The sequence below is a fragment of the Entomomonas moraniae genome, assembly GCF_003991975.1.
In the GTDB taxonomy this organism is placed as follows: domain Bacteria; phylum Pseudomonadota; class Gammaproteobacteria; order Pseudomonadales; family Pseudomonadaceae; genus Entomomonas; species Entomomonas moraniae.
In genome coordinates this window covers 1,914,766-1,927,467 of the sequence record NZ_CP029822.1, presented here as the reverse complement: position 1 = coordinate 1,927,467, position 12,702 = coordinate 1,914,766, and the positions used below count along the sequence as shown (strand labels likewise).

9 protein-coding genes are annotated in these 12,702 nt (G+C 38.0%); 3 read left to right on the top strand and 6 right to left on the bottom strand.

What is annotated here, in order from left to right; genetic code table 11:
* Positions 1-204: 204 nt before the first annotated feature.
* The gene (locus DM558_RS09150; protein ID WP_127163667.1) at positions 205-2,658 is read left to right on the top strand and encodes a membrane-bound PQQ-dependent dehydrogenase, glucose/quinate/shikimate family; all 2,454 of its coding nucleotides are present in this window, start codon (positions 205-207) and stop codon (positions 2,656-2,658) included.
* A gap of 53 nt (positions 2,659-2,711) precedes the next feature.
* On the opposite strand, the gene DM558_RS09145 is transcribed toward DM558_RS09150, so the two are convergent.
* A complete protein-coding gene (locus DM558_RS09145) occupies positions 2,712-4,814 on the bottom strand; it encodes a TonB-dependent receptor (protein WP_127163665.1) in 2,103 nt (700 codons plus the stop codon).
* Between the two features lie 21 nt (positions 4,815-4,835).
* A complete protein-coding gene (locus DM558_RS09140; protein WP_127163663.1) occupies positions 4,836-5,294 on the bottom strand; it encodes a nucleoside deaminase in 459 nt (152 codons plus the stop codon).
* 130 nt (positions 5,295-5,424) lie between these two features.
* Between DM558_RS09140 and DM558_RS09135 the strand changes: the two genes are divergently transcribed.
* A complete protein-coding gene (locus DM558_RS09135) occupies positions 5,425-5,973 on the top strand; it encodes a lipocalin family protein (protein WP_127163661.1) in 549 nt (182 codons plus the stop codon).
* 62 nt (positions 5,974-6,035) lie between these two features.
* Here DM558_RS09135 and allE read toward each other — a convergent pair whose 3' ends face one another.
* The 4 genes from allE to hmpA form a co-directional block, all read right to left on the bottom strand.
* Positions 6,036-6,821, bottom strand: coding sequence for a (S)-ureidoglycine aminohydrolase (gene allE / locus DM558_RS09130; RefSeq protein WP_109702011.1), 786 nt, complete (start codon positions 6,819-6,821; stop codon positions 6,036-6,038).
* A 69-nt stretch (positions 6,822-6,890) separates the two neighbouring features.
* Complete coding sequence (locus tag DM558_RS09125; protein ID WP_127163659.1) at positions 6,891-8,144, bottom strand: MFS transporter; 1,254 nt, start codon at positions 8,142-8,144, stop codon at positions 6,891-6,893.
* An 83-nt stretch (positions 8,145-8,227) separates the two neighbouring features.
* Positions 8,228-9,460, bottom strand: coding sequence for an allantoate deiminase (allC, locus tag DM558_RS09120; protein WP_127163657.1), 1,233 nt, complete (start codon positions 9,458-9,460; stop codon positions 8,228-8,230).
* Between the two features lie 340 nt (positions 9,461-9,800).
* A complete protein-coding gene (gene hmpA / locus DM558_RS09115) occupies positions 9,801-10,982 on the bottom strand; it encodes an NO-inducible flavohemoprotein (RefSeq protein ID WP_127163655.1) in 1,182 nt (393 codons plus the stop codon).
* 151 nt (positions 10,983-11,133) lie between these two features.
* Here hmpA and norR point away from each other — a divergent pair, with 151 nt between their 5' ends.
* A complete protein-coding gene (gene norR / locus DM558_RS09110) occupies positions 11,134-12,696 on the top strand; it encodes a nitric oxide reductase transcriptional regulator NorR (RefSeq protein WP_127163653.1) in 1,563 nt (520 codons plus the stop codon).
* Positions 12,697-12,702 lie beyond the last annotated feature (6 nt).

Here is a 12,702-nt window from a genome sequence, read left to right as displayed (position 1 = left end):
TGAGATTAAGATATTATATAAACGATGTACTTTGTAATAGATTTTTATCAAGGTTATAAAAACAACTATAAAAAAGTGTCTGGTTTATTATGTTATTAGACTACATAAAATAACTAATAAGATAATGTATGCCTTATTTACCGCCCGAATATTGAGGGTGTCGTAATTAATTTGTTATTAATAAAAATATAGGAGTATAAATTAATGGAGCATAAAAGTATTTCAACACTTTTAAAGCTGTATGTCAGGCTAATTGGGATTGTATTAATCCTTAGTGGTCTTATATTAGCAGTTGGAGGAGGTTTTTTAATTTCCTACGGTGGTAGTTTTTATTATTTACCTATGGGGATCGCCTTATTTTTATCTGGTGTAAGTATCTTCACTTTAAGGTCATGGGGAGTAGTCCTCTTTGCGCTAGCTTATATTGCAACTGTTGCATGGGCATTATGGGAGGTAGGGCTTGATTTTTGGCCTTTAGTACCAAGGCTTGTGGCCTTGACAGGTTTTGCTGCATTGGTTGCATTTGCTTATCCCTCTATTATGAAATACCGTAAAGGTGAAAAGTCTTATTGGGGAGGATATGTCTTAGGTATTTTATTATTGGCTAGCTTAGGTGTGGTTTTTTTCCAATCGTTACAAACACACTATGGGTATCTTGCAACAGAAAAACCTGTTCGTAAAACAGTTTCTAATGATGATGCTCCAAAAGATTGGCAACAATATTCAAATACAACCAAAGGAACAAGATTTTCTGGTGCCGAGCAAATTACACCCGACAATATTGATAAGTTAAAGACTGCTTGGACTTTCCGTACAGGTGATATTCCCGAGAACAGTGGTGCAGGCCCTGAAGATCAAAATACACCACTATTTATCGATAATACATTGTTTGTTTGTACACCCTTTAATAAAGTGATTGCTATTGAGCCTGAAACAGGTAAGCAATTGTGGAAATATGACCCAAAAATAACAACACCTAATTGGCAGCGTTGCCGTGGGTTGGCTTACTATACGCCAGTAGCAACTGAGATCAATCAAGCTGATTTGGCTAATGCGCCAACGATGGATCAAGAAAAAGAATTAGCCGCGCCTAATGAGTTTACACAAACTAATGTTACTGCTTCAAGCGATAAGGCAAACGCTTGTGGCGCGCGTATTTTTATGAATACGACAGATGATCGTTTGGTGGCATTAGACCCTGCTACAGGTAAATTATGCGAAGATTTTGGCGATAAAGGGGTTGTTGATCTTAAACTTAATATGGGAGATATCCCACCAGGTTATCATGGGCCAACAGCTCCACCCACCGTTGCTGGCGAAGTTGTGGTAGTAGCTGGGCGCGTCGCGGATAACTACTCTACTGGTGAACCAAGTGGTGTTGTTCGTGCATACAGTGTTCATGATGGTCACTTAGTATGGGCTTGGGATCCAGGTAATCCTGAGACTAAAACAACGCCTGCTGACGGTAAGATGTATACCCGTGGAAGTGTCAACGTCTGGGCTACGATGGCATATGACCCTAAGTTAGATTTGATTTATGCCCCTACCGGTAATGCAACACCAGACTTCTGGGCAGGTGAGCGGACGAAGTATGATGATGAGTTTAACTCTTCTATTGTCGCTATTGAAGCAAAAACAGGTAAGATTCGTTGGAAATACCAAACGGTACATCATGACCTATGGGACTATGATTTACCCTCACAACCTTTGTTATATGACATCCCCGATGGTAAAGGTGGCACAGTACCTGCTTTATTACAAACGGCTAAATCGGGTGAAATCTTCATGCTAAACCGCGAAACAGGTAAGCCTTTAGCAGAGGTTGTTGAAAAGCCTGTTACACAAGGTAATGTAGAAGGCGAGCGTTATTCAAAAACACAACCTTTCTCTGTAGGTATGCCATCTGTTGGTAATCAAACACTTAAAGAGTCTGATATGTGGGGGGCAACACCGTTTGATCAATTATGGTGTCGTATTGAGTTTGCCAGCATGGATTATAACGGATTGTTTACACCGCCAGGTATGAACAAAACACTACAATGGCCGGGTTCTTTAGGTGGTATGAACTGGGGAAGTGTTTCAGTTGATCCTACAACAGATTACATGTTTATTAATGATATGCGAATCGGCCTTGTTAACTGGATGATTCCTCGTAAAGATATTAGCCCTAATGCCAGTGGTATTGAAATGGGTGTTGTTCCTCAATCAGGTACTCCATTTGGTGCGATGAGACTACGCTTTATGTCACCTATTGGTGTACCTTGCCAAGCGCCTCCTTATGGCACAATGCGTGCTATTGATTTAAAAACTCGTCAAGTGGTATGGAAAGTACCTGTGGGAACTGTAGAGGATACAGGTATTATGGGGATTCCTATGCATTTACCTGCTCCAGTTGGTATGCCAACCTTAGGGGGCTCGTTATCCACAAAATCAGGTCTATTATTCTTTGCTGGCACTCAAGATTTTTACTTACGTGCTTATGATAGTCATACTGGTAAAGAAGTATGGAAGTACCGTCTACCTGTGGGTAGCCAAGGAACGCCAATTACCTTTATTTCACCTAAAAATGGTAAGCAATATATTGTGCTTACTGCTAGTGGTGCTAGACAATCGCCTGCTAGAGGTGATTATGTGATGGCATGGGAATTAGGTCAGTAATTGTTTTTTGAGTGATAAAAAAATCCCCCTGTATTGGGGGATTTTTTATAGTGTTAAAATTTGAAGTCAGTGGTTACTCCCACCAAATAATTACGTTTAGCAGCAGGCTCATAATAATAACCATTGCGATCGTTAACAATCACAGACCCCGCATAGTTCTTATTAAATACATTATCTACCCGAATAAAACCATTTATTTTCCAATGATCATTGCTCGCCCACGTGTAGCCAGTGTATAGCCCGTTATTCATATAAGAAGGCGCAGCGGCAGAATTCTCATCGTTGACATAGATTTTGCTCATGTATTGAGCATCTGTACCAATATACCAACCCGTCTCTGGTTTCCACTCGATAGAAGCATAAAACGATTCTTTAGCAATACCGGGAATTTTTTTATCTTTTTTAATGGTTTGTGATACCGTTTCGTCATAATAAGCATCAAGCCAAGTATAAGAAACCTGAGTATGAATATGTTTCGCAAAAGTATTTTGCCAACCCAACTCAAAACCAGTTTTCTTTGTTTTACCACCGTTTTGATAAGTTGTTCGCCCGCCCATGCTGCCAGCAGAAACGATTTCATCTTTCGTATTAATTTGGAATACATCAGCAGTGATTAGCCCATTGGGTACTAATAGCTTCATTCCCATTTCATAGTTATCGCTTACAGCGGGTTTTAAACTTAGATTAAGGCCTGCTTTTCCATCGGGGCGATAAGAAAGTTCAGTAAACGTAGGAGTCTCAAAGCCTTTACCATAAGAGGTGTAAAGATTCATAATGGGGGATACTTCGTAATGCAATGCAAAAACGGGGAGGGCACGATGATAGGTTTTTGACCCACTGTCGTCCCCATTAGCGAGGTAGTGGTCATCAGACTTGAAGTGTACAGTACTGTAGCGAATGCCAGCATCAAAATGCCATTTAGGTAAAAAATGCCATGATGCTTGCATGTAAGGATCAAGATTATAGAGTGTATTTTTTTCTTTACGACGAAGATTACCTTTTTCACCATAAATAGGGATATTGTTATTAGCTAGAATAAAGTTTTCATAACCTTTTCTGTCATCACTCATTAGGTCATAGCTTAAACCCGATACTACGGTTAAAGGTTGATCGAATAAATTAAGATAAGATGTCCAATGAAAATCTGCGCCACCGTATTGACGTTGAAAATTGATAACCCCACCTGCATGTCCTTTATTTGCCTGAGTTGCCTTAGGGATAGCTTGGTATTGTGTATTATCCCTCACTCCATAATAAAACATGGCACTTAATTCATTGTTATCATCAATGGTTTGCTCGTATAAAAGACCTCCTTGTGTTTGAGTGACTTTTTTGCGAGTATCGTAAAGTTGTGCTCTATTATCATCAATACGTTTTGGGTGATGTTTTAAGGTTTCTCGGCTTACCCCTAAAGGGTCTTGCGCCTTTAAGTCAATACTATTGACTACAAAGGTTACTTTTTTAGAAGGATCGATCTGCCAGCTGAGTTTCATATTTTGCAGATTTTTTTGGGTATCGCTATGATCCCGATAACCCGTTGTAGAAAAATGACTACCACTTAAGGTGTAATTAAATGTGCCATTGTCCGTTGTAGTAGACCCTGTAGCCTTGAGATTATTGCGGAAAGTATTGTAACTGCCAGCGGCTGAACTTGCTTCTAGGGTTGGTCTATCAGATCCATCTTCTGTGAAAATCTGTATAACTCCACCTGAGGAGTTTCCATAAAGTGACGAGAAAGGGCCTCGTAAAACCTCAATATGGTCAACACTGCTTAAGTCAATGTTAGAAATTTGCGCTTGTCCATCAGGCATGGATGAGGGAATACCATCGACATAGATTCTAGTCCCTCGAACACCAAATGCCGATCTGGCACCTGACCCCCGAATAGAAAGCCGTAAATCTTGTGCATAGTTATTTCTATTTTGTATTTGAACGCCAGGGATGCCCATTAAACTTTCAGATAAATTAACTTGAAGTTTACTGTTCCTAATTTGTTCTCCAGTGATAATATCGACTGATGCAGGTACATTGAATAAGTCATTCGTAATGGGGGTATTAACCTCCAATGTAGGTAACACAATATTATCGTCCGCGATTAACTTATTGGATAATAATAGTAGGTAAAGTGGTAATAGTTTTAGTTTTTTATAATGCATAATTCGAGAGCTAATAAGTTACTATTTAATGGTTTGCCAGTGTTTATAAAGCGTTGCTTCAGGATCTAAATTCATATGAAAAATAGTTGCCCATGTTTGTTTTTCTATGGAAGAATTTAAATCATCCGTAACTTTTTGGGAAGATAATCCAAAAGGTTCAGCTTGCTTATTAGAGTATGCGAACACTATTTTAGTGATGCCAGCCATGCGCATAGCTGCTAAGCACATAGGGCAAGGTTGACCACTTGCGTAGACTTCATAACTATCCAATCGAGTTGTTTTAAGTTTTTTTTCTGCTATTCTTAATGCATTTAATTCTGCGTGTGAAGTAGAGTCAAACGTCGCAAAGACTTTATTAACACCTTCTGCGATAATTTTACCATCTTTGACTAAAACAGCACCAAAAGGGCTTCCCTCATCAATGGGGTTTTCTTTTGCTAGCATGATAGCTTTCTCTAAAAATTGTTGTTCTGTTGTCATATTTATTATCCGTATTTATTACGATTGTTATATTTATAAATTATAATCAATTCGATACTATTTAGCTAAAGAGATTGTTCTTGAAGGTGTTTTAGATCTTATATTATCAGCCTTTTTTAAGGAAAGTCCTATGAAACTTTTTAAGTTATTAACAGCGTTGTATGCATCGTTGAGCTCTATTGCTTTATTGGGATGTCAGACAAAAATACCGCAAGGTATTGAGCCTGTCATGAATTTCCAGGCAAATAAATACCTGGGCAAGTGGTATGAAATTGCTCGTATTAATAATAAGTTCGAAAAAAATATGACACAAGTGACCGCTGACTATTCGTTACGTGATGATGGGGGAATCAAAGTAGTGAATAGAGGTTTTAATACGGTGAGTCAAAAATGGGCTGAAAGTGTTGGTAAAGCCTATTTTGTTAAATCACCTAATATAGGGGCACTGAAGGTATCGTTTTTTGGCCCATTTTATGGTGGTTATAATATTGTCAAACTTGATGAAGATTATCAAACAGTTCTTGTTGCAGGTTCATGTAAAGAGTATTTATGGATTCTTTCAAGAAAACCATGTATCAGTGAAGAGATAAAGCAAGCTTATGTAAAAAAAGCAGCTGAAATTGGTTATGATACAAGTTTGCTGAATTTTGATATTCAAACAGAGGCTAATTGCTTGTAGTTAATTTATAAGACAGAAAATAAAGAGGCCCCTTAAAAAGAGGCCTTTTTACACGTCAGGGCTTATAGCTCAATGTCACGATGACAATCTTTTGAGTAGATATAGCTAAAGTCTTCTTCGCCTACAGCATAGGCAACTTGAAGAGAGTAAGAACCCATGAAAAGGTAATCACCTTCTTTAACAGGTAGCCATTGATTATCTAGATTGTACATACCTTTACCTGAAAGGATTAATGCACCATGTTCTTGTACGTGGGTTTCAATATAACCATGAGAACCACCCATTTTAAAGTTAAGGATATGAATGTTCATATCAAAACCTAGTTCAGCTGGGAGGAAGTTTTGAATGATTACATTCTTCATGCCTTCGTATTCAATTTCTTCAACATTTTTGATGTTATCAGCAATTACGCGAGCAGAATATCCTTCGATAGGAACATATTTACGTTTGTAAAGAAATAGCTTACTGTTATTGTTGCCATTATCATTTTCTAGGAACATTTTTACGCCAGCAGGGCAGTAAAGATATCCACCTTTTTCTAACGTATGAACGTCTTTGTCAGCAGCTGCTTTGATTTTGCCTTCAATCACATACACAAATGTTTCGATTTCACCGCCACCAAAACCTTTAGCATTTTTGCCATTAGGTTGCATAGTAACAAGGTAATCGACAAAGCTTGCGCCCATTTTTGGTGAGCCCATAATAGTGATATCACAGTTTTCAAATCCTGGGATCACATTCTTAACTAAACCATTAGGCTCTAAAAGAGCACAGTTACCATATTTAACGAAAGAACGGCTGGCTAAAATATCTTTTGGATAGCCAGTTTGATTATTTAAATAACCCATGTTTACTCCTTTTATAAAAAAATAAAAAGCTTTTATCTCATTAAATAAGATAAAAGCTTTAATTAATCGTTACTGAACTTTAGTTTTTAAATTAAATAATGCAAATGACACTGCGCCAATGATTAAAAAGGCAACAGCAACATAGAATCCGTATAGCTGACTATTTGTTGCATCAATAATAGCACCGGTTAGTGGAGGGGCAACAACTGATGAAGCCATACCACAACAGTTAAATACACCTAATGTAGTGCCGTAGCCCTTTTTAGGCGCAACGTCTGCTAGAAATGAAATGATAATAGGTTCAACTGCTAATTTCCCTAATAATCCATAAAGTACTAAAGCAACTAATAATGCAGTGTAGTTGTCAAACTTAACAATGGCAAACAACATAATGGCTGCTGCGATTTCAAGTCCAATAATGAGAGCTACTTTCTTATGACGGAATTTATCTGAAATCCGGCTGAATAGTAAGGCACCAGGAATAGAGGCGATGGCAACTAAAGAAGCAGAAAACCCGATAGCAACCCCTTCGAATCCTCTTTCTGATTGTAAGAATTTTGGAAGCCAAGTTACAATCATGTAATAGCCATAACATGTTCCAAAATAGAGGAAGTAAATAGAGATCATTTTTAAAGAAAATAATCTTTTGATAATTGATCCTTTTTCTTCTTCAGCACTTTCATCAGCAGTTGTGTTAGTTGCATTATTTGCAGAGGCTTTATTTGGGTTACCACCTTTGATGATTGCAGCGAAAACAAGCACCATAACTAAAATAAGTGCTGCAGCAATAAACATCATTACTTGCCATTTCATGCCCATGGCTTTTACTAAAAGGCTTGAGCCGATAAGAGCAACTGCCATACCAAGAGCAGAACCACTATTGATAATTGCAGTTGATAAGCCTCTTTTGTCAGCTGGAATATTTTGGGAAGAAAGAGAGTACGCTGAACCGTAATAAGTACCACAACCGATCCCCGCTAAAACACTTGCAAAATAGATCATGTTAATAGAGCTAGCGGTTGCAATCATCACTGGTGCAATCATAAATAAAATAAAGCCAGGGATCATGATGATTTTCTGACCAAACTTATCAACCAGTATCCCAGCAGGAATTTGCATAGCGGTATAGGCAAAGAAATAGCAGGTTGCGATGAACCCTAATTGTGTATTGGAGACATTTAAATCAAATCCCATTTCTGTGTAGACACCAGGTAATGATTGTCTATAAATCCACATGACTGTCCAACCAAGACAAAGCACAATAATGAGCTTCATCCAATAAGACATGCCCGTCGTCTGCTTCAAGGAGCCTTCTGTGTTCATTCTAATACCTCTGAACTTTAAATTATTAAGTAGGTGTAGAGATAGTTAACTATCTCTACAAGAAATTTCTTTTAAAAAGTATCTTAGTCCTTATATGCTAGCTCATAAAATGCTTCTGCAAACACTTTAATACCTTCTGCTAGATCCTCAAGCTTTGTTGCTTCTGCTGGATTGTGGCTAATACCTTTAATACTAGGAACAAAGAGCATAGCAGTTGGAACTTTGGGCGCAAAAATTTGGGAGTCATGGCCTGCACCACTATGCATTACACGATAATTGTAATTATCTCGCTTGCAGATAGCTTCGAAAGTTTCAACTAATTTTTTATCCATAGGAATAGGATCTTCATCCATCCAACGATCAATTTCAATTTCTAAGCCTAATTCTTTAGCAATACGCTTCATGTCCTCTTCAATTTCTGTGGTAAAGGCAACTAATGCAGCTTTATCAGTATGACGGCAATCCATTGTAAATAATGTATAACCAGGTACTACGTTTACGGTATTAGGCTTAGGTTCAACACGACCAAAAGTTAAAACAAGAGGATCACCTACAGCTTTCGCTTTATTGATAGATTCGTAGCAGATTTTACTAAAGCCATAAACAGTATCTTTACGATAACCCATAGGGGTTGTACCCGCATGGTTTGCTTGGCCTTTTAGAATAATATTATAACGACGTTGACCTACAATTGCGTTTACAACACCAATTTGTTTTTTCTCCATCTCAAGGACATTACCTTGCTCAATATGGATTTCTATAAAGGCTTTAATATCATCGCGCATTGGTTTCTTTTCATCGCGGAAATCAAACCCCGCTTTTCTCATCGCGTCAACAAACTTAGTTTCTTTTTTGTCTTGAATATTCATTACGTCAGCATTTTTAGCAATGCCTACGATATTCTTACTACCCCAGAATACGTATGGGAAGCGGCTGCCTTCTTCCTCCGCTAATGAAACAACTTCCATTGAGCGCAGAGGTTGACCATGTTTCTCTTTTAAGTATTGTATTGCCAAAAAAGCAGCTTCAATACCGTATTGACCATCTAAGTTTCCACCATTTACAACAGTGTCGATATGCGAGCCTGAGAGGATAGTCTCATTAGGGTATTTACTACCTTCAACACGCCCAAATAGATTGCCTACCTCATCAAACTTTGCCTCAAATCCTGCTTTTTGGAACTTCTCTTTTAATCCATTTTGAGCGGCAAGCCATTCATCTGTGTAAAGGAGACGGGTCATTCCACCTGTCGGGTCTGAACCGATTGCTGATAACCATTTAGAAAAATCTGAGTAACGTTCAGTAAAATTAATCATGTTATAGGCTCCTTAGGTTTATTGAATAGAATCTTGTCAGCTAAGTTTAAGTTGTTAAAAGAGTGTTCATACTTAACTTTTATTTATTCTATATTACCAATATACAAAGAGCGATAACGATATGAAAGTGATAGGTATCAATACGCCCTTTTTTTAGAATTTTTTAGGTAATAAGTGATTAATTGTTAAAAAATATTTGATAATATGGTGGGGTAATTTGGTCGATAAGCAAATGTAAAATTAAGGTAGTAAAGTGTATTGTAATTGTTTAGGGGATTGTTTGATTTACGCCATTAAATCAATGTCTACCTAGGTAACATTACCCAGATAGACTAAACAATTATGCTAGCTCACTGGCAGGGCCAAAAAACTCAAAATGTGTTTGTTGTTTTGGTATTCCTATTTCTTTTAATAGTTTGTTTATTTCGATCATGAATGCTTTAGGGCCTAAAAAGTAAGCATCAACATCTCGATTTTGAGGTATCCATTGGCTGAGTAATTCTTTGTTGATTCTACCTTCTATGTCTGCCATATGCTGAGCATCTTCATCATAACAAAAGTAGCAATGAAGGTTTTGATGTTGCTTTTGTTGCTCTTTTAGCCAATGACTGAAACCGTCTACTTCAGCATTTCTGGCTGCATGAATAAAATAAATAGGTCTTTGATTATTATCTTGTAAAACTGTCTGCAGCATAGCTAAGAGCGGTGTTGCACCAACACCACCAGAAATAAATACTAGAGGTTTATTGCTTTCTTGTAATGTAAAGTCTCCAAAGGGTGGAAAAACCCTTACAATATCATCTACTTGCACACTATTGTGTAGGTGGTTAGAAATAACGCCATTGTGTTCACGTTTTACACTGATTCGATAATATTTACCATTAGGGGCATCAGATATTGAGTAATTGCGACGTTGCTCTCCCTCTAAGAGTATAAAGCGTAAACCTAAGTACTGCCCTGGTTTATGTTTTATAATGGCTTTACCATCTTTAGGTGCTAAGTAAAAGGAGGTGATTTCGGTGCTTTCAGGAACCTTTTTAATGACTTTGAAAAGTCTTTCTCCACGCCAGCCACCCTCAGCATCTTCTTGTGATTGGTATAGATTTTCTTCAATAGACTTTAAAATATCGGCTAACTGGTTATAAGCAGCATGCCATGCCGCAATAACTTCGTCAGTAGCTATTTCTGCACCTAGCACTTCACGTATCGCACGTAAAAGACAAGTACCTACAATGTCATAATGCTCAGGTAAGACTTGTAGAGCAGCATGTTTGTTGGTTACTCTTGAAACGAGTTCATTTAGTGCGTCAATATCATCAATATGCTTTGCATACATTAAAACACTATTAGCTAATGCACGGGGTTGGTCGCCTGTTACTTGATTAGTTTTGTTAAATAAGGGTCTAACGTCGGTATATTCGTTTAGCATGATATTGTAAAAATGCTTGGCCAATGTTTCACCACCTGTTTCAAGTAGAGGAACCGTTTGTTTAATAATGGCGCGTTGTGTATCAGTTAACATAAATTAATCTCCGTCATGTTATTTTAATTTTACAGAGCTAAAAAGCAAACACTGTGCCAATAGTTAATTATATGTTTATCAATAAGATATATTTAAAGTATGTTATTATGATGCATTAGAATATGAGTTTTTATAACACAGATAGGTTATTATGACTTCATTACCGTGGTTTAATAGTATTTCCTCGCTTGTTGATGATTTAGCGCTTGAATTATCTCCAGTTGAACGTTATCGACGCTTATTATTGGGTATTCGTAAACTTATTCCTTGCGATGCCGTCGCTTTATTAAGGTTAGAGAGTGATTATCTTGTCCCTTTAGCTGTCAATGGTTTAAGTAAGGATACATTGGGCCGGCGTTTTTTAATTGACGATCATCCACGGTTTAAAGTGTTATTAGATAGTCCTAATCCAATGCGTTTTCCTGCTAATAGTGCTTTGTCTGATCCTTATGATGGTCTTATTGAAGGAGTGACAAGTCTGCAGTTAGAAGTGCATGACTGCATGGGGTGCGCACTGTTCTATCATGGCAAGCTATGGGGACTTTTGACACTGGATGCTTTGATGCAAGATAGTTTTAATCATGTTGATTTTGATCTATTACAATTAATAGCGAGCCTAACTGTTGCGACTGTCAATGTAGGGGAGCGAATAGAGCAATTAAGAGGACAAGCTCGGTTAGCACAAGAGCAGGCAGAGTCCTATCGTTTAGCGATTACTCATCAGACAGCTCGTGAATGGTTAGGGCAAAGCGAACCCATGTTAAATTTACAAAAAGAGATAGAGCTTGTCTCACAAAGTGATTTGACTGTCTTAATTATGGGAGAAACCGGGGTTGGTAAAGAGTTGGTGGCACAGTCAATTCACCGATTATCACAGAGAGCAAAAAAGCCTATCGTGGCTGTCAACTGTGCCGCTCTTCCTGAGAATCTTATCGAAAGCGAGTTGTTTGGGCATGTTAAAGGTGCCTTTTCTGGTGCTGTTAGCGATCGCATGGGAAAGTTTGAGCAGGCGAATAACGGAACACTTTTTCTTGATGAAGTGGGGGAGTTACCTCTGATTGCTCAGGCAAAATTACTCCGAGTACTACAGAGTGGACAGTTACAGCGTTTAGGTGCCGAAAAAGAAATACATGTTGATGTACGTATTCTTGCTGCAACTAACCGTGATTTAGCTAATGAGGTAAAGCAAGGGCGTTTTCGGGCGGATTTATACCATCGCTTGAGTGTGTATCCTATGCTTATTCCTCCTTTACGTGAACGTGGCCATGATATTTTACTATTGGCAGGCTATTTCTTAGAGCAAAATAGAGCAAGATTAGGACTTAGAGCCTTAAGGTTAGATCCTTTGGCTCAATCAGCCTTATTAAATTATACTTGGCCTGGAAATGTGCGGGAGCTTGAGCATGTTATTGCTCGTGCTGCACTAAAAGTTTTTGGTCATTCTGGTGCTGATAAACAGTCTATTGTTTCTATGAGTGCAATAGACATGCAGTTAACAGAGAGTAATATAGAGGATACGCAAAACAGCATTGATAAAGTGCCTTTGGCATTGAAAGGGCAGGATTTAAGAACGATACAAGATGATTTTTTACGCCATTACATTAGTGAGCGATTAGACGCTCACCAAAATAATCTCTCAGCGACAGCACGTGAGTTAGGTGTGAATCGGGCAAATTTAGCGAGGTTATTAAAACGTTTAAATATGCGCTCATAAAAAGCG